Source organism: Hydrogenophaga sp. (assembly GCF_036675665.1).
Taxonomy (GTDB): domain Bacteria; phylum Pseudomonadota; class Gammaproteobacteria; order Burkholderiales; family Burkholderiaceae_C; genus Hydrogenophaga.
The window spans coordinates 1-18,199 of sequence record NZ_JAKFEO010000085.1; the positions used below are offsets into that span (position 1 = coordinate 1).

At 65.0% G+C, this 18,199-nt stretch carries 16 protein-coding genes; 1 reads left to right on the plus strand and 15 read right to left on the minus strand.

From position 1 onward, the window contains the following. From V6M63_RS20330 to V6M63_RS20345, 4 genes are all read right to left on the minus strand, one after another. The coding region (locus V6M63_RS20330) for a Zn-ribbon domain-containing OB-fold protein (RefSeq protein WP_332744845.1) at positions 1–393 on the minus strand (393 nt) is incomplete at its 3' end. Next, positions 390–1,592, minus strand: a complete 1,203-nt coding sequence (locus tag V6M63_RS20335; RefSeq protein WP_332744847.1) for a thiolase C-terminal domain-containing protein — start codon at positions 1,590–1,592, stop codon at positions 390–392. The genes V6M63_RS20330 and V6M63_RS20335, both read right to left, overlap by 4 nt. 26 nt (positions 1,593–1,618) lie before the next feature. Continuing rightward, complete coding sequence (locus V6M63_RS20340; RefSeq protein ID WP_332744849.1) at positions 1,619–3,256, minus strand: class I adenylate-forming enzyme family protein; 1,638 nt, start codon at positions 3,254–3,256, stop codon at positions 1,619–1,621. A 63-nt stretch (positions 3,257–3,319) separates the two neighbouring features. Continuing rightward, positions 3,320–4,066, minus strand: coding sequence for a nitroreductase (locus V6M63_RS20345; RefSeq protein ID WP_332744851.1), 747 nt, complete (start codon positions 4,064–4,066; stop codon positions 3,320–3,322). A gap of 38 nt (positions 4,067–4,104) precedes the next feature. Between V6M63_RS20345 and V6M63_RS20350 the strand changes: the two genes are divergently transcribed. Next, positions 4,105–6,072 (plus strand): AMP-binding protein, encoded by a 1,968-nt coding sequence (locus V6M63_RS20350; RefSeq protein ID WP_332744852.1) that lies wholly within the window; start codon positions 4,105–4,107, stop codon positions 6,070–6,072. A gap of 28 nt (positions 6,073–6,100) precedes the next feature. On the opposite strand, the gene V6M63_RS20355 is transcribed toward V6M63_RS20350, so the two are convergent. The 11 genes from V6M63_RS20355 to V6M63_RS20405 all read right to left on the minus strand — a co-directional run. After that, positions 6,101–7,078, minus strand: coding sequence for an acyl-CoA dehydrogenase (locus V6M63_RS20355; protein ID WP_332744854.1), 978 nt, complete (start codon positions 7,076–7,078; stop codon positions 6,101–6,103). 15 nt (positions 7,079–7,093) lie between these two features. Continuing rightward, positions 7,094–8,251 carry an acyl-CoA dehydrogenase family protein gene (locus V6M63_RS20360; RefSeq protein WP_056278372.1) on the minus strand — a complete coding sequence of 386 codons (1,158 nt, stop codon included), beginning with the start codon at positions 8,249–8,251 and terminating at the stop codon, positions 7,094–7,096. 60 nt (positions 8,252–8,311) lie between these two features. Then, complete coding sequence (locus V6M63_RS20365; protein ID WP_332744856.1) at positions 8,312–9,481, minus strand: acyl-CoA dehydrogenase family protein; 1,170 nt, start codon at positions 9,479–9,481, stop codon at positions 8,312–8,314. Continuing rightward, positions 9,481–10,905 carry an MmgE/PrpD family protein gene (locus V6M63_RS20370; RefSeq protein ID WP_056278367.1) on the minus strand — a complete coding sequence of 475 codons (1,425 nt, stop codon included), beginning with the start codon at positions 10,903–10,905 and terminating at the stop codon, positions 9,481–9,483. The genes V6M63_RS20365 and V6M63_RS20370 overlap by 1 nt, the downstream gene beginning before the upstream one ends. Before the next feature lie 27 nt (positions 10,906–10,932). Then, complete coding sequence (gene can / locus V6M63_RS20375) at positions 10,933–11,613, minus strand: carbonate dehydratase (protein WP_200959413.1); 681 nt, start codon at positions 11,611–11,613, stop codon at positions 10,933–10,935. Then, a complete protein-coding gene (locus tag V6M63_RS20380; RefSeq protein WP_086124718.1) occupies positions 11,613–12,401 on the minus strand; it encodes an enoyl-CoA hydratase/isomerase family protein in 789 nt (262 codons plus the stop codon). The genes can and V6M63_RS20380 overlap by 1 nt, the downstream gene beginning before the upstream one ends. 93 nt (positions 12,402–12,494) lie before the next feature. Then, positions 12,495–13,415 (minus strand): MBL fold metallo-hydrolase, encoded by a 921-nt coding sequence (locus tag V6M63_RS20385; protein WP_332744858.1) that lies wholly within the window; start codon positions 13,413–13,415, stop codon positions 12,495–12,497. A gap of 82 nt (positions 13,416–13,497) precedes the next feature. Further along, complete coding sequence (locus V6M63_RS20390; protein ID WP_332744860.1) at positions 13,498–15,501, minus strand: acetyl/propionyl/methylcrotonyl-CoA carboxylase subunit alpha; 2,004 nt, start codon at positions 15,499–15,501, stop codon at positions 13,498–13,500. A 1-nt stretch (position 15,502) separates the two neighbouring features. Continuing rightward, positions 15,503–16,312: an enoyl-CoA hydratase/isomerase family protein gene (locus tag V6M63_RS20395; protein WP_127806071.1), complete on the minus strand. Its 810-nt coding sequence runs from the start codon at positions 16,310–16,312 to the stop codon at positions 15,503–15,505. Further along, positions 16,312–17,472 (minus strand): acyl-CoA dehydrogenase family protein, encoded by a 1,161-nt coding sequence (locus V6M63_RS20400; RefSeq protein ID WP_332744865.1) that lies wholly within the window; start codon positions 17,470–17,472, stop codon positions 16,312–16,314. The genes V6M63_RS20395 and V6M63_RS20400 overlap by 1 nt, the downstream gene beginning before the upstream one ends. Before the next feature lie 22 nt (positions 17,473–17,494). Further along, positions 17,495–18,199: CaiB/BaiF CoA transferase family protein (locus V6M63_RS20405; RefSeq protein ID WP_332744867.1), on the minus strand; the 705-nt coding region annotated here is incomplete at its 5' end.

Consider the following 18,199-nt stretch of genomic DNA (forward strand, 5'->3'; position numbering starts at 1 on the left):
CACACCGCCACCGACGGGCTCGCAAACCAGCTCGACGGCCATGTCGAAGGTGACCACCGAAGGATCTGGACCGACGAAGGCGCTGATCATCCGCGGACCTTCTTCGAGTTCTACCAGCAGCACGGCATAGGGCGTGTCCTGTTTGAAGGCCGGCCCGGGCGCCCGGTGAACCACGCTGAACGAATGCACCTTGGCGCGACCGCTGGAGGCGCGGTGCTCAAGGCGCTCGCTACCGCACTCACGGCAGATCGCCTGTTGGTAGAGCTGCACGTGGTCGCACGCTGGGCAGTGCTGCAGCAGCAGCTTGCCCCCCTGAATGCCGCGCCAATAGATTTCCGAATCCGAATCCGGCATCGGCTGCGGCTTGAGGTGGGCGTCTTTTTGGTTGATCACAGCGTGGCCTCCGTTCCCAGGATGGTGGTGGCGTTGGTCGCAAAACCGGCACCCAGGCTGTGCACCAGGCCGAGTTCAGCGTCCGCGACCTGGCGCTCGCCGCAGTTTCCGCGCAGCTGGTTGACGACCTCGTAGAAATGAAACAGCGAGCCCGGCATGCCCGAGTGCGCGAACGACAGCAGGCCGCCATGGGTGTTGCAGGGGATGGCTCCGCCGTAGGTGATCTGCCCGTCCTCGACGAAGCGCCCACCCTCGCCCTTGGGGCAGAAACCGAGGTCCTCCAGCATCATGATCACCGTGCCGGTGAAGCAGTCATAGACGCCGGCCACGTCGATGTCCTTCGGCCTGCAGCCCGCCATGTCGTAGGCCCTGGCACTCGACTGCACCGCGCCCGTGGTGGTCAGCGAGGGCATCAGGAAGATGTGCTCGTGCGTGTAGCATTCGCCGCCGCCGAGGATGTAAATGGGCTTAGCAATTCCCAGCGCCCTGGCGCGCTCGGCCGACGTAACGATGAAGGCTGCTGCGCCGTCGGAGATGAGAGAGCAGTCGAGCTTGTGGTAAGGCGTTGTCACCCAGCCGGAATTCAGCACGTCATCGACGCTCAGCGGATCGGTCATCTGCGCCCCCGGCGTGCGGCGTGCGTGTTCGCGGTGGATCACCGCCACCTTGGCAAACTGCTCGGAGGTGGTGCCGAACTCTTTCATGTGGCGATGCGCGGTCATGGCGAAGGTGTTGGCCACGGGAATGCCGAAGGGCATTTCGTATTGCTGGTCCCGGCTTTCGGTCATCGAGCGCAGGGCAAGGTCGGGGGACAGACCGGTCAGCAGGCTGTCGCCCCCCACCACCAGCACCGTCTCGGCCAGGCCGCCGGCAATGGCGGCGGCGGCGATGTTGAACATGGTGGCCGCCGTGGCGCCGGAGACCTGCAGCGTGTTGGAAAACGTTGGCTGGATGCCCAGGTATTCACTGAAAGCCACGCTGAAGCGGTGGAACGGCGAGGCAAAGGCGGAGCTTGAGAGCACGCCATCGACCTCGTGCTTGCCGATGCCGGCCTCGGCCAGCGCCTTGCCCGCTGCGTCGGCGGCCAGCGCGAGCGCGCTCTTGCCCGGCACGCGGCCGACGGCGGAAATGCCCGCACCGATGATCGCGGTTTTACCGCGAAGCGTATGCGACGAGGGTGCGGATTTGATGTTTGCCATAACTGGGTTCGTGGGTCGGAGTGGGCTCAGGCAGCCGCGGGGCGCAGGTGCTTGCGCAGTTCTGCCTTCAGGATTTTTCCTACCGGGTTGCGCGGGATGGCGTCAAGGTACTCGATGCGCTCGGGCAGCTTGTAAGCCGCCACGCCGATCTGCTTCAGGTGGCCGACGATATCCTCCAGCGCCGGCGGCTGGGCCTTGTCCTTCGGAACGACGAAGATACAGGTCTTCTCGCCCATGATCTCGTCGGGCACCGCCACCGCCGCCACCTCCTGCACGCCGGGATGGGTGAGAACCAGGTTCTCGACCTCGGCTGCGCTAACGTTGAAGCCACCGCGAATGATGATGTCTTTCTTGCGGTCAAAGAAACCGATGTGGTGAACGTCCCGCACGATGAAAAAGTCACCTGTGCGGCAAAAGCCGTCTGGGGTGAACGTGCTTATCTCCAGGTCCGGCCGCTGGTAATAGCCAGCAAACACATTGGGTCCGCGGTAGACCAGCTCGCCCACCTGGCCGGGCTGCGTGCATTCTGCACCGCTCTCATCGAGCAGCTTCATCTCTACACCCTGGATGTCCGAGGGCCACTCGACGCCCGGGCGACCCCACCACGGAAAGTGATCTGCCCGCTTGGCGAAATCGGGCACGTCTCGCGCCCCTGCAAACACCGCGGTGCCTTCGGTCTGTCCCCAGGCGTGCAGGATTTCGATGTTCCAGCGCCGCTTGAACTCCTCCATGCTCCAGCGCGAGGGTTGCGCCGAACCCGAGGCGATGCAGCGCACGCTGGAGAAGTCAAGCTGATCGACGTTGGGCAACTTGAGGATCATGTTCAGCAGGGCAGGCACCAGCAGGGTGAAATGCACCTGGTCATGCATTAACTGCTTGAGAAGCAGCGGCATGTTCAGCGGGTGATGCAAGAGCGTCGTGCCCCCGATGGCCAGCGAAGCCAGCCAGGTTGCCACACCGGTCATGTTGACCACCGGCGCGGTCGCCAGCACCCGGTCCCCTTCGTGCAGCCCGGCCGTCAGCGGGATCAGGTTCATCTGAAAGAGCCAGTTGTTGTGAGACATCGGGCAGCCCTTGGAAAGGGCTTCGGTGCCGGACGACCAGCATAGGCTGAAAATGTCGTTGGCGTCGACACCGATGGCGTCGAGCCTGGCCACGTCGGCCGCACCACGCGCCATCTCGGCAATACGCTCGATCGGCAGCGCGACAAATCCGGTCTTCTCGGCGATGGCGAGTTGATCGGCACCCTTGAAATCGCGCATCCCGAAGAAGAAGCGCGCCTCGGTGAGTTTCTTGACATTCTGGAACTCGTTGTCGCGCCACTGAATCGGCATCGGCGAGAGCACGCCGCCGGCGCGGCTGACCGCAAGAAACATGGCAACCAGTTCCCATACGTTGGGCAGTTGCACGACGACGATTTCATCCTTGCGCAAACCCATGTCCAGCAGCCCGGTCGCGATGGCGTCGACGGCCGCGGCCAACTCCCGATAGCTTAGGTTCTGTGCTGCTGTTCCGGTCAGATCAGGCCGATCAGCCGGGTCGACCACGGCGGGCCGCTCCGGCGCCTTGGCCGCCGTCTCGCGCAGCAAATCGAGCAGGGTGCGCCGGCCCCAGTGGCTGCTTTCGGTGTAACACTTCAAGGTCTCAGCAGTGTGCAGAATCATCGCTCGGCTCCTTTGGGTGTGCTTGTCGGAATGAATCAAAGGTTCAATCGCTGGCGCGTGAGCTCAGCGAGCCGCGTCGAAACCATGGAAGCTGGAAAACGTCTCCACATCGGTTCGTTCGGTGATGAAGGCGTTCTCCGGGGCCGACAGGTCCTCGTGTCCCAGGGCGATGCCGCAAGCGAGGATTTCGTGGTCGCTGATAGGCAGTTGGGCACGCGCCACTTTGTGGTACCAAGCAAGCGCCGCCTGCGCACAGGTGTGCAGGCCCTGTGCGCGGGCGGCCACCAGAATGTTCTGGATGAACATGCCCAGATCCATGAAGCTTCCGGTGTTCAGGCGGCGATCGAGCGTGACGAGCAGGCCCACCGGCGCGTCGAAGAACAGGTAGTTGCGCAGCATCTGATGCGCGCGCGCCGCCGCATCGTCGCGGGCGATGCCCAGGCTGGCATACAGGCCAAAACCGCAGCGCCGCCGACGATCCAGGTAGGGCTCGACCCAGGTGGTGGGGTAGTAGGCGTATTCAGGCTGGTGGCGGTCTGGCTCGTGCGTGGCCGCCTCAATGAAGGCATCGCACAGACGCTGCCGGGACTCGCCCGCCACCGCATACACCTTCCACGGCTGCACGTTGTTGCCACTCGGGGCTCGCGCCGCCACGTTCAAAATGTGCTGCACAACCGAGGAAGGAACGGACGTGGGTAGAAACCGCCTGACCGATTTTCGACTGCGAATCGCTTCATCAACATGCACGGACGGACTGCCTTTCTGACTGCGTAGAGCTACGGAGAAGAAACGACGCGGTGAGACCAGCACCGCTGGACTCCCATACGACGTTCGGATAGGATGGCAGCATGAATTCTACCAAACAACCGTTTGAATGGAAGCCCGCTCCTGAACTGATGGCGCGGTCCAACCTGACCGCCTTCTTGCACAAAGTGGGCGAATCGAGCTTCGAGAACCTGAGCGCTCGCGCCGATGCCGATCCGGCCTGGTTGATGCAAGAGGTGTTCGAGTTTTGCGACATGCGCTTCTATCAACCTTACACGCAGATGCTTGACACCTCGCGCGGCATCGAGTGGGCGCGCTGGTGTGTCGGCGGTACCACCAACATCGTGCTGAACTGCCTGGACCGGCACCGCGGAACGCCGGTGTGGGACCAGCCTTTCCTGGTGTGGGAGGGCGAAGACCCGAAAAACCGCAAGTCCTTGAGTTACCGCGAGTTTGATGCCGAGGTTTGCCGCCTGGCCGGAGCGTTGCAGTCGCTGGGCATTGCTCGGGGCGACAGGGTCGGCCTGTACATGCCCAACCTGCCGGAGACCTTTGTCGCGTTCTTTGCGGTCCTGAAGATCGGCGCCGTGTTGATGCCCTTGTTTTCGGGCTTCGGGCCGCAACCCATTGTCGCCCGTTTGAACGACGGACAAGCCAAGGCGGTGCTGACGGTGGATGGCACCTGGAGACGCGGCACCCCCGGCGTCATGAAGTCGGTGCTTGACGAAGCCCTGCGCGAGGTACCCAGCGTGCAGCACGTGGTGGTGCTGCGCCACCTGGGTGAAGCGTCCCCATGCCCGATGACGCCGGAACGCGACCACGACTGGGCCAGCCTGGTCGCCGCCCAACCCCGTGACATGCCGACCGCCGAGATGGCCGCCGAGGCACCCGCCGTATTGCTCTACACCTCGGGCACCACCGGCAAGCCCAAGGGCTGCATCTGGACCCACGTGAGTTTCCTGGGCTCGATGGTCACGCGCGACATGCACATCTGCGCCGATTTCAAGCAGAGCGACCGCTTCTTCTTCATGAGCGACATGGGCTGGATGGTGGGTGCCATGTGCGCCTGCATCCCGAGCTATTTCGGCGGCAGCCTGCTGGTGGCCGAAGGCACGCCCGACTACCCGGACACGGGACGCTTCTGGCGTCTGGTGCAGGATCACAAAGTCACCTATCTGGGTGTCGCGCCCACGCTGATCCGCAGCCTGATGCGCTACGGCGACACAGAGGTCGAAAGCTACGACTTGTCTGCATTGCGCATCACCTGCTCCGGTGGCGAGGCATGGACCGAGGCGCCCTGGCGCTGGTTCTTCAAGCACATCTGCAAAGAGCGTCTGCCGTTCCTCAACATTGTCGGCGGCACCGAGGTGGGCGGCTGCAACTTCACCGGCACCCTGCACCACCCCTTGCGACCAGGCTCGTTCGGCGCGCGCGGGCTTGGCGCCGGGGTCGACATCGTGAACGACAACGGTCAGCCGGTCGGCGCGGGCCAGGTCGGCGAGTTGGTGCTGCGCAACCCCAACATCGGCTTCACCAAGAGCCTGTGGCGCGACGACGAGCGCTACCTCGACAGCTACTGGCGCACGCTGCCCGGCGTCTGGGTGCATGGCGACTTTGCGATGCACGATGCGGACGGCTTGTTCTACATCCTCGGCCGCAGCGACGACACGATCAAGGTCTCAGGCAAGCGCACCGGCCCGTCGGAGATTGAAACCCTGCTCACCGGCACCGGCAAGGTGTCAGAGGCGGCGGTGATCGGCGTGCCCGACGAGATCAAGGGCTCGGCCATCGTCTGCGTCTGCGTGCCCATGCCCGGCGTGGCGGCGGACGCGGCGCTGCAAGCTGAACTGTCTCAAGCGGTTGTCCATGGCATGGGCGCCTCCTACCGACCCAGACAGGTGCTGCTGGTCAGCGACCTGCCCAAAACACGCAACATGAAAATCATGCGTCGCGTCGTGCGGGCCGTGTACCGGGGCGACGGTCCGGGCGACCTGTCCTCGCTGGTCAACCCGGAGGCGGTGACCGAGCTGCAGGGCAAGCTGGCAGGGTAGTGGCTGGGCTGGCGAGGCCGCTCGCCCGCTAAACCGACCGTACAAAATCGGCAATAGACGCGTCTGAAGCCAGCACGCTATTGCCGATCAATGCGTTCCAGTGCGCTTCCGAGCCATGGGCAATGCGCCATTCATGCAAACGCCGGGTCAGCAATTGCAGATCGTATTCTTCGGCAATGCCAATGGCACCGTGCAGCGCGTGGGCAATGGAGGCAACCAGCACCGCCGCCTCGCTGGTGCGGGATTTGGCCATGGCAGCGGCGAGCAAGGAGGGCGTGGTCGTGTCGGTACGGAACGCTGCTTCGGCGGCTATCGAGGCAGCAGCCACATGTTCGGCCATGACGCTCAACTGGTGCTGCACCGCCTGGAACTTGCCCAGGGTTTTGCCGAACTGGATGCGGTCATTGCAGAATTGGAGTGTCATTTCGAAGACCCGTGTCATGGCCCCGCTGAGCAGGGCGGCGTGCAAGGCCGCGGCGAATGTCGGCAGCAGTGGGCCAGCGCCGGGCACGTGCGTCGCGATGCGCTCATCGGGCCAGCGCAGGTTGGCGGCAAGGCTCCCATGCACGCCGCTTGCTTCACGCTGCGCCGCTGCGCAAGGCAGCAGCAACAAGGCATCACCATCTTGGGCCAGCACGAAATCGGCCACCCGGCCGTAAGGTGTGAATGAGCACACGATGGCGCCATCGTCCTCGCGCCGCAACGCAGCGCCCAGCGTAATCATGCCGTTGGGCATCGCAAACTGCGACCCCAGCAGCGCTCGCGCCACAATCGTCTGAGCCACCGGCACCGGCACCGTGTAGCGGCCGAAGCTGCACAGTATCGGGAACAGATCGGCCAGCGGGAGGCCGGCACCGCCAGCGTCCTCGGACGCCAGCAGTTCGAGGAAGCCGGCGCCTTGCAGCGCCTGCCACAGCGCAGCTGTCGAGCCGCCCGCCTCAATCGCGCGCACCACGGCGGGCGTGCACTGATCCTCGAGGATATCTTCAATCGCTTGTGCAAACATGGAATGCTCTCGTTTTCAACGCAGGCCCAGACCGCGCGCGATCATGCCGCGCAGGATCTCGCGCGTGCCGCCGCGCAGGGAATAGGTGGGCGCAATCTGGCTTACATAAGCCACGGCGCGGTACAACTCGGCATCGACCAGGGCGTCCGGGTCCATAGCGATGGCGGCTCCGATCACGGCGGGAATGCTCTGCTCGAATTCGGTGCCTATATCCTTTACCAAGGCCGCTTCGACCAACGGGCTTTCCCCGTTGACGAGCTTGGCCGTGACGGCGATCGACATGTTGCGCAGCGTGGCCAGGTGCGTGGCGAAACGCCCGATGGTGGCGGCATGGGCCGAGACCGCCGGTGTACTGCGCAGGCAGGTGATCCAGTGCTCCAGCAGCACGATGCTGGAGTACACCCGCTCCGGGCCGCTGCGCTCGAAGGCCAGTTCGGCATTGACTTGCGCCCAGCCGCTGCCTTCATTGCCGATCAGCGCGTCGTCGGCCAGTAGCACGTTGTCGAAAAACACTTCTGAGAAATGCGCGTCCCCCGTTAGATCCCGGATCGGGCGCACCGTCACGCCGGGCAATGCCAAGTCGACAATGAACTGCGACAGGCCCTTTTGCCGATCCTGCGACTCGCCCGACGAGCGCACCAGCGCGATCATGTAGTGGCAGTGCTGCGCATTGGTGGTCCATATCTTGTGGCCGTTCAAACGCCAGCCACCTTCGCAGCGGCTGGCCCGTGTGCCAACGCTGGCGAGGTCGGAGCCGGCATTGGGCTCGCTCATGCCGATACAAAAGAAGGCCTCGGCGGCACAAATTTTGGGCAGATAGAACTGGCGTTGCGCCTCGGTTCCGAACTTGAGGATCTGGGGCCCGCTCTGGCGGTCGGCGATCCAGTGTGCGGAAACCGGGGCACCGGCGGCCAGCAGTTCTTCCACCAGCACGAAGCGCGAGAAGGCGTCCAGGCTGGCGCCACCGTATTGCGCTGGCAAGGTCACGCCGACCCAGCCCCGTGCGGCCAGCTTCTTGCTGAAAGCGGCATTGAAACCCATCCATGAACGGGCCCGGATGTCGGCGGGCATTGGCTCAAAGCTGGATTGGAGAAAGGCCTTTACCTCGGCGCGAAATGAATTCGTCCCGGCGGGCAGGGCGGCGAACCGGAAAGCGGACAGCAGGTTGTTCAAGAAATTTTCCTCCGAGGGGTTCATTCACCGCCGAGTTGAGGCGCCGCCCCAGGCGATACATCAGATCGGGCTGCGTTCCACCAGCTGGGCGGAAATGATCAAGCGCTGCAATTCGTTGGTGCCTTCGCCAATGCACAGCAGAGGCGCGTCTCGGTAGTAGCGCTCGACGTTCATTTCCTTCGAGTAGCCATAAGCCCCGTGGATGCGCAAGGCCTCCATCGAGTTCTCGACCGCCGCCTCGCTGGCGAACAGCTTGGCCATGCCGGCTTCCATGTCGCAACGCTGGCCAGCGTCATAAGCCCGCGCGGCCTGTTCAACCAGCAGACGCGCCGCCTCCGCCCGAGTGGCCATGTCGGCCAGCTTGAGCTGGATCGCCTGGTGTTCGCAGATCGGCTTGCCGAAGGTGCGACGCAGTTGGGCATAGGCTACCGACTCCTCCAGGCAGGCGCGCGCCACACCCACGCCGCGCGCAGCCACATTGATGCGCCCAAGTTCCAGTCCGCCCATCACGTGCTTGAAACCCTGTCCTTCCACGCCACCGACCAAGTTGGCGGCCGACACGCGAAAGTTGTCGAACACCAGCTCGGCGCTGTCGATGCCTTTGTAGCCGAGCTTTTCGAGCTTGCGAGTGGACGTGAAGCCGGGGCCTTTTTCGCAGATGAACAGGCTCATGCCGCGATGGCGCGGTTGCGCTGCGGGGTCGGTCTTGACCAGCACGGCAAAGGCCTGGCCATGGACGCCGTTGGAGATCCAGGTCTTGGTGCCGTTGATGACGTAGTGGTCGCAGTCACGGCGCGCCACCGTGCGCACCGCCTGCAAGTCGGTGCCGCAGTCGGGCTCGGTCAGCGCCAGCCCGCCGCGCAGTTCGCCGCTGGCAAAGCGCGGCAGGAAACGCTGGCGCTGCGCCTCGGTGCCGTTGCGCTGCACGCAGGCGGCCATGATGAGGTGCGAGTTGATGATGCCCGAAACCGACATCCATACCCGCGCGATGCGCTCCACGAGCTTGGCATAGGTGCTGGCCGACAGGCCGAGGCCGCCATATTCCTCGCGGATGATGCAGCCGAACAGGCCCATCTCGCGCATGCCGGCCACAATGTCGGCCGGCCATTCGTCGGCGTGCTCGAGCCGCTGCGCCACCGGCTTGATCTCGCGGTCGACAAAGCGCTCGACGGCGTCGAGCACCAGAGTTTCTTTTTCCGCATCAAAGGCGATGGGCGGGCTGGTAGTCATTAAAGGGATCCGGAGGTGTTGGAATGGGTCAGGGTATGCGCCAGAGTGGCGGCGTCTTCGGCGCGATCGGCCGACAGCAGCGCATCGCGCAGGCGCAGCGCCTGATCGCGCGGCAATGCCAGTAGTGCATTGCCCATGAATTTGGCCTCGATGTCAGCGGCCGTGATCGGCCGGCCCGGTGCGCCGCGGTGCGCTGACTCGCGCCAGCGCAGCTCGCGCCCGTCGTTCGTGCGCACGTGCAGTTCGCCGGAAAAGAAGGTGGGGTAATCGGCATCGGGGTCGGCCGCGTGTTCGATGCGGTCAGCCAGCGCCTGCACCTGCGGGTCGCTCAGGTTGGCGGCATCCAGTTCGGCCAGCCCCAGCTCGCCGCGCAGCAGGGCCAGCGCGACCAGGTGGTGAATGCTGAACTGCGATTCATAGACGTTGGCCGGTCGTCGCTTGGCCGCCACCGGCTCGCACACCACCGGGTGCACCCCTGGCGGCAGCAGCACCTGCACCGATGCCACCTCCTCGGCACGCAGCCCCGTCGCCCGCAGCGCCAGCGCGGCATCGATGCTGGCGTGCGTGAAGTGGCAGGTTGGGTACAGCTTTACCGCCACTTCGAGCAGCTCCCAGCGCTCGCCCAAGCCGCGCGTGCACAACGACAAATCGGCCAACAAGCCGCGCGCGGCCAAGTGACTGGCGTACAGACCAAAGCGCCCTTCATAAGGCTGTGAAGGCCCCCGAAAACCGGCACCGGCCAGCGCCGTGGCGGTCAGCCCGCTGACACCGGCCCAGCCCGGGTGCATGCGCTTGGTCCAGGCGCCGTCGCTCAGAAATTCCATGCTACCGGATGCCATCGACAGCACCACGCCTTGCGCATGCTCCAAGCCCACCTGATCCAGCCCCATCAGCTTGCCGGCCGCCAGCGCGCACCCAAAAGCTCCCACCAGGCCGGTCGGATGAAAGCCAACGTCGTGGAAGCCGCCCCCGGCCGCCGCACCCAGACGGGCAGCAACCTCAATCGCGAGCACATAGGCCGTGATCATCTCGGGCCCCGTGGCATGCCGTTGCGCTGCCAGACCCAGCGCCAACGGAAAGGCGCTGGCACTGGGGTGTGTGATCGCGCCGGGGTGGGTGTCGTCGAAGTCCAGCCCGTGGACCAGGATGCCATTCATCAGCACCGCATCGCGCAGCGGCAGGGGTGCAAAGGCGCCCATGACGGCGCTGTCACCCGCGCCACCCAGGGCGCGCAAGCCGCGGTAAGCGCAGTGCGCGAAGTCGTGCTGAGACGAGGCCAGGGCGATGCCCAGAGCGTCGAGCATCAGCAGCTTGGCCTGTTCCACCACGACTGCGGGCAACATGCCAGGCTTGAGACCGTGTGCAAAGGCGGCCAACTGGGTGGCAATGTTGTCGGTCGCGGGGTCTGTCGTGTCGGTTGGCACAGGGATTTTCCTTCTTTCTTGATGCGATCAAACGGCCGGGCCGGCGTCCAGCATGGCCAATGAAAGGGTGTACTGCTCTTGCAACTCGCTGACCCCATTGACGCTGCCCCCGACTGGCCGCAGCAAGCCGTCGCGCAGACCGTAAACCAGCCCGTGCACCTCGACTTGCTGCCCGCGCTCCCAGGCGCGGCGCAGGGTGGTGGTGCGACACACGTTGCTGACCTGCTCAATCACGTTCATCTCGCAAAGCCGCGCCGCGCGCTCGTCAACGCCGGAAATGCCGTCGAGCCGATCAATGTGTTTCCGCGCCACGTCCTCCAGATGGCGCAGCCAGTTCTCGGCCAGACCGGTGCGGCGCTGTTCTATCACCGCCTGCACGCCGCCGCAGCCGTAGTGACCCACCACGAGAACATGCTCGACTTTCAACACCTCGACCGCATACTGCAGCACCGTCAGGCAGTTCAGGTCGGAGTGCACTACCAGGTTGCCGACGTTGCGGTGCACGAACACCTCGCCAGGCCGCAGCCCCAGGATTTCGTTGGCCGGTACCCGGCTGTCGGAACAGCCGATCCACAGGTAGCGCGGCATCTGCTGGTGCGCCAGTCGCTCGAAGTACTGCGGATCTTCCGCAGCGCAGCGCGCCGACCAGGCACGGTTGTTCTCCAAAAGAGGGGCCAGGCTGGAGATGGCATCTCCCCGCAGCGACATCAGCACCCCTTCCAAACCGGCTTGCGCTTCTCGGCGAAGGCACGCGGACCCTCCTGCGCGTCCTCGCTGGCGTAGGCGGTGCGATAAATGTTGTGCGCCAGCGCCATGCCGGCCTCACAACCGGCGCTCATCGCCGTCATGATCGATTCCTTGCCCGCCATCACCGACAGCGGAGCGTTGTCGCGGATGCGTTCGGCCAGCGCGGTGGCCCGAGCGCGCACCGCATCAGGCGTGTCTTCCAGGTAATTGATGAAACCCAGCCCATGGAAGGTTTCGATCGGATACAGGTCGCCGGTCAGCACCATCTCCATCAGCAGCGGCTGCGGCAGCATCCACAGGAGGGGAATGGCCCAGGGGCTGCCGCGCCCGGCGATACGGGTTTCTGTGATGCCGACCTGCGTGCCCTTGAGGCCTACGCGCAAATCCGAGTTCAGGCTCAGCATCATGCCGCCGGCAATCAGGTGCCCGGTCATGGCCGCGATGATGGGCTTGGCCACACGGCGCTGGCGACCGTGAAACGGGTCCCTCATCTTGGTCAGGATGTCCACGCCCTCGTCCTTCTTGACACGAGAAGCCTCGCGCAGGTCGAGCCCGGCGCAGAAAGTGCCGCAGTCGGCAGAAGTCAGGATGGCCACGTGCACATTTTTATCGGCATCGACTTCGCACCACAGATCGTGCAACCGATTGGCAGCGGCCGGTGACAGCGCGTTACGCATCTCGGGGCGGTTGATCTTGACGGTGGCGATACCATCGCGCACGTGATACAAAACGGTTTCTGCTTCACTCATGTTTATCTCCAGGTTAAAAGATGGCTTGGCTTTCGCATGCGGCCGCTGGTTTTTGTCAGGGCCCTGGTTCAGTGGCTCACGACGTGGTCCATTTCACGCGTTGTAGACCCTGTTGCCGTCTCTGCGCGCAGCGGTGGAACGCACCAGCTCCTGAGTCAACTGCTCCATCCACTGGTCGATGGGAACCGAAGGAACAAACCTCTGGTGAATGAGCCGCAAGTAGCGTGTGTTGGCGGCCCACTCGACAAAATCAGCAAAAGGCAGTTGCTGCTGCTCCAGCAGTCTGAACTTCAGCAACACCTTGACCGCGTGATGCGCATGCCGCTCAGGGTTCTTGACAAAGGCGTTGAGGCGCTCGCGCGCGTAGGCCAGCACCTCGGCACGGTAGCGGAATACCGGGCCGTGGCCGGGAATGACCCAGCGCGGGTCAAGCCGCTCGATCAGGTCGAATGTGGCGGCCACTTCATCGAACGCGGTTTCACCATCGAGTTCCGGAAACACCACGCCGAAGCCTTTTTCCCACAAGGCATCGGCCGAAATCAGGGTTCGGGACTGCGGCTCAAACAGAATGACTGAATGGGGATCATGGCCCGGTGCCGCATGGATTTGCCACGCGGTATCGGCCAGTTGGATGTCCGTGCCTGGCGACAGAAGGCCATCGAACTTGAACCGGGGGCAGTGTTGCCCGGATGGCACATAGTTCAGGGCGACGGGGTCCCACGGCGAGACAAGTGATGCATGGCCTGGCGGAATGAGGGTTTGAAGTTCTGGGTAATTGCCCTGGAGGGCGGCATTGCCGCCGCAGTGGTCGCTGTGCAGATGGGTATTGAGCAGCAAGTCCAGCGGCCGCTGCTGCAAAGCGGCGCTGACCAGCCCGGCCGTTAGTTCCGCGTGTGTGCTGTAGCCACTGTCAACGAGTGCGCTGGATGCCGATCCAAGGAACAGAATGTTGTTGGAGGACAGCCAGCCGCGCTCAAAAACCTGAATACCGTTCGGAAGTTGGATGCCGGTCATGGGCCGTCTCGGGCACGTCATTTTGAGCGGTGGATAACACCAGGTTTGCAAAGAGGGGCGCGCATGCTGGATTTGCTGCCGCTCATTCCGCGGCGCCCTCGGACTCAACCACGGCCACCACCAGGCCGCGCTCGACCATCTGCCCGGGCTGCACCGACAGCGAGCGCACCACGCCATCGTGATCGGCGTTGATGCGCATCTCCATCTTCATCGACTCCATCGTCGCCACCACGTCGCCGGCACGTACCCGCTCGCCAACCTCCACATGGGTCTTCAGGATCATTCCCATCATCGGCGTGCGCAACTGTCCGCTGGCCTGGCGGCCAGTGGCGACCTGGCTGAGGTAGGAGGTCACGCCGATGGCGTGGGCGGTGCCGCCGCTCTGCACAAACACGGTATCGTCGCTGCGCACGATGGTCAGTACCTCATGACAATCCCCTATGCGCAAACGCCAATCGCTCCCGGCGCTGGCGGTCAGCGCCAGGCGAACCCGTTCGGTGCCGATTTGCACCGTCACTTCGGACTCGGGCGAGACGGCGCCGAACCGGGCTTCGTGTGTTGTTCCTCCCGAGCGCAGCAACAGCGCCGGAACCGGCGTGAGCCGATCGTCGCCAGCGTGCATCTGCCAACCCGTCACGTCCAAGGCCGACCAGGCTCCGAATGGCTTGCTGCTGCGCCGCGCATCGAGCAACCACCAGGCCGCCGCTGCAGCCAGCCGCTCCAGCGGCGCGCTACCCGTGCCCTGACCCCCCTCTGCCAGCACCTCGTCAATCAGACGGGTGTGGAAGCTGGCGTCCCGCGTTGCAGGCAGGGCCAGCAGACGCTGCAGAAAAGCGCAATTGGTTTCGACGCCGTGCACCTGGGTTTCGCCCAGCGCCCCACTCAGACGGTCCAGCGCAGCCTCGCGCGTGGGCGCATGAACGATCAGCTTGGCCAGCATCGAGTCGTAGTAGGGCGTGACCACCATGCCGGACCGCACCCCCGATTCAACCCGCACACCCGAAGTCGGGAACCGCACCGCGATCAGTTCACCGGTGGATGGCAGGAAATTTTGCGCTGCGTCTTCAGCGCAGACCCGCGCCTCAATCGCGTGGCCGCGCATCTGCACTTCGCTCTGACGCAAGGGTAATCCCTCGTTGGCAGCGATGCGCAGCATGACCTCCACAATGTCGATGCCAGTCACCTCTTCAGTCACCGGATGCTCAACTTGCAGACGCGGGTTGACTTCGAGAAAATGGTGACTGTCGCCCTGCACGATGAACTCCACCGTGCCGACACCGCGATAGCGCAGTCGCTGCCCCAGGCGCACCGCGTCACCGAGCATCGCCTCGCGCAGCGCCGGGGCGAGATTCACCGCTGGAGCCTCTTCGATGACTTTCTGATGGCGCCGCTGCAACGTGCATTCGCGCTCGAACAGGTGAATCACTTCGCCATGGCCGTCGCCGACAATCTGCACCTCGATGTGGCGCCCGCGCTCGACAAAGGCTTCGACGATCAACGCCGCGTCGCCAAAGGAACTTTTGGCTTCGCGCATGGCCGCATCGATGGCCTCCATCAACCCGTCCAATTGCTGCACCACCCGCATGCCCTTGCCGCCGCCACCGGCGGCCGCTTTCAGAATCACCGGCAGTGGCAGGCCGCGTACGGTGGCCGCCACTTCAGCCGCGTCGCGGCTGGGCAGCTCGCTGCCGCCGAGCACGGCCACGCCAGCGGCGCGCGCCTCGCGCTTGGCCGACGCCTTGTCGCCCAGGCGCTCAATGACCTCGGGCGTCGGGCCGATAAAGACCAGGCCGGCCGCCTCGACCGTGCGCGCGAAGACCGCGTTTTCGGCCAGAAAGCCAAAACCAGGATGAATGGCCTGCGACCCGGTCCGCCGGGCCGCATCGATCACCGCATCGATGCGCAGGTAGCTCTCGGCTGGCGTTGCCCCACCGATTTCGATCGACTCGCCGATCAGGTCAACGTGCAGCGCATCGCGATCAGCACTCGAATGCACACCGGCCACTGCAATACCGAGGCGCCGGCAGGTGTGTGCAATGCGGCAGGCGATTTCGCCGCGGTTGGCGATCAGGATTTTTTTGAACATGTCAGAGTCCGCTCCAGCGCGGTGGGCGCTTTTCATTGAAGGCCTTCACGCCCTCCAGCCTGTCGGCCGAGGACACCAGCACGTTGTAGGCGGCGATGTCGAGCATGTAGCCGCTGTGGAAGTCAATCTCGCCGCCGCGCGAGGCGGCGAGTTTGGCGTAGTGGGTGGCCATCGGTGCGGCCAGCACGATGTCGCGCGCGTCGGCGACTGCGGCGGCCAGCGCCGTACCCGGCTCGGCCAGGTCGGTGACCATGCCCCATTCGGCGGCTTCTTCGGCCGAGAAGCGGCGCGCGGTGAACAGCAGCTTCTTGGCGCGCCGCGCACCGACGGCGCGCACGAGGTTCTGGATACCCCCGCCGCCGGGCATGATGCCGCGCCGCAGCTCGGGCAGCGAAAATACCGCAGCGCGCGAAGCGACGATGTAGTCACACATCAACGCCAGTTCGCAGCCGCCGCCATGTGCGTGGCCTTCGACGGCGGCGATCACCGGTTGCGGGAAATCCTTGACCGCCAGCAACACCTCTTCGGCGAGCTGGTGTTGGCGCCGCCATTGACCGTCGGTCATGCCGTCGCGCTGCTTGAGGTCGCCGCCGGCCGAGAAAGCTCGTTCACCGGCGCCGGTGATGATCAGCACACGCAGGCCGTCGTCGAAGGCCAGTTCGTGCAGGGCGTTGCGCAGGTCGACGAACATCTGCGTGTTCATCGCGTTCATCACCTCGGGGCGGTTGAGCACCAGGCAGCGGATGCCGTCCTCGGGTGCGGTGCCCGGCGCGGGGTGGATCAGCAGGGTTTCGTGGTGCATCTGGGCCATCAGTAAGAGCGGGGCATACCCAGCAGATGCTCGGCCACCTGCGCCAGCACCAGGTTGTTGGAGATCGGCGCGGTGCGGAACAGCCGGCTCTCTTTCCATTTGCGCTCGATGTCGTACTCGCAGGCCACGCCATAGCCGCCGAAGGTGGTCATGGCCGCCTCGGCGGCCTCCCAGGCGGCTTCGCTGGACAGGTACTTGACCATGGTCGCCTCGCGCCCACAGGGCAGGCCGGCGTCGAACAGCGTCGCGGCCTTGTTGCGCATCAGTTCGGCGGCCTCGATGTTCATGTGGGCGCGCGCGATCGGAAACTGCACGCCCTGGTTGGCGCCGATCGGGCGGTCGAAGACGACACGCTCGCTGCCGTAGCGCGCGGCCTTGCCGACGAACCAGTGGCCGTCGCCGATGGCCTCGCTGGCCACCAGCAGCCGCTCGGAATGCAGCGAATCCAGCAGGTAGTAAAAGCCCTTGCCTTCCTCGCCGATGCGGTCGTCGTCGGTGAGTTCGAGGTTGTCGATGAAGACCTGGAAGGTGTGGTGGTTGATCATCGTGCGGATCGGCGTGGCCTTGAGCGACGCGCCCGCCTTCTTGATGTCGATCAGGAACAGGCTCAGGCCATCGGTCTTCTTCTTCACCGCGTCGATCGGCGTGGTGCGCGCGATCAGCAGATACATGTGCGAGTGGCTGTAGCGCGAGGTCCAGATCTTCTGGCCGTTGACGACGTAGCCGCCCGGCACCTTGCGCGCGAAGGTCTTGATCGCCAGCGTGTTGGAGCCGGCATCGGGCTCGGTCACGCCGAAGGCCTGCAGCCGCAGGCTGCCGTCGGCGATGCGTGGCAGCGTCGCGCGCTTCTGCGCTTCACTGCCGTGGCGCATGATCGACGCCATGGTGTACATCTGCGCATGGCAATGCACCGCGCTACCGCCGTTCTGGTTGATCTCCTGCAGGATCAGGCAGGCGTCGAGCAGCGGCAGCCCGGCGCCGCCGTATTCCTCGGGAATCAGCGCAGCCAGCCAGCCGGCCTTGGCCATCGCGTCGACGAAGGCTTCCGGGTAGGCGCCGTCCTGCGCGCACTGGCGCCAGTATTCGGGGCCGAAGCCCTTGCACAGGTCCTTGACGGCGGCGCGGATCTGGCCCTGGGTTTCGGTGTAGTCGAAGTTCATGGGGATGTCGGCCTTGTCTGTGTCAATCGACGACGCCCTGCTGCCGCAGCGCCGCCAGTTCATCGGCATGCAGGCCCAGCGCCGTCAACACCTCGTCGGTGCTCGCGCCCAGCACGGGCGGCGGCTGGCCGCTGCGTCCGCGTCGGCCCTGCGAACTGAAGGGCAGGCCCATGGCCTGGTGTTGCGGTGCGCCCGGCAGCGGCAGCGCGCCCAGCATGCCCACCGCCTGCACCTGTTCGTGCGCCAGCATCTGGGCCACGTCGTGCATCTCGCTGCAGGGCGCACCGGCCGCGCGCAGCGCCGCCACGCAGTCGGCGGTGTTGCGCAGCCGGGTGCGCGCCTCCAGTTGGGCATGCAGCGCCTCGCGGTGGCCGATGCGCGCCGACATGTCGATGAAGCGCGGGTCCTGCGCCAGCGCGGGGCAGCCCAGCGCGCTGCAGATTCGGCCGAACAGCCGGTCGTTGGCGGCGGCGATGAAGACCTTGCCGTCGGCGCTGTCGAAGAGCTCGTAGGGCGCCATCATCGCCATCGCCGAACCCATCTTGCGGGGCAGGCGCCGGGTGGCCAGATAGTTCGCCACCGGCACCGTCATCCACGACAGCCCCGTCTCGAGCAGACTCGCGTGCACGCGCATGCCTGCGCCCGTGCTGGCGCGGCGCAGCAGCGCGGCCAGGATCGCCATCGTGGCCCACATGCCGGTGCCCATGTCGATCAGCGACACGCCGAC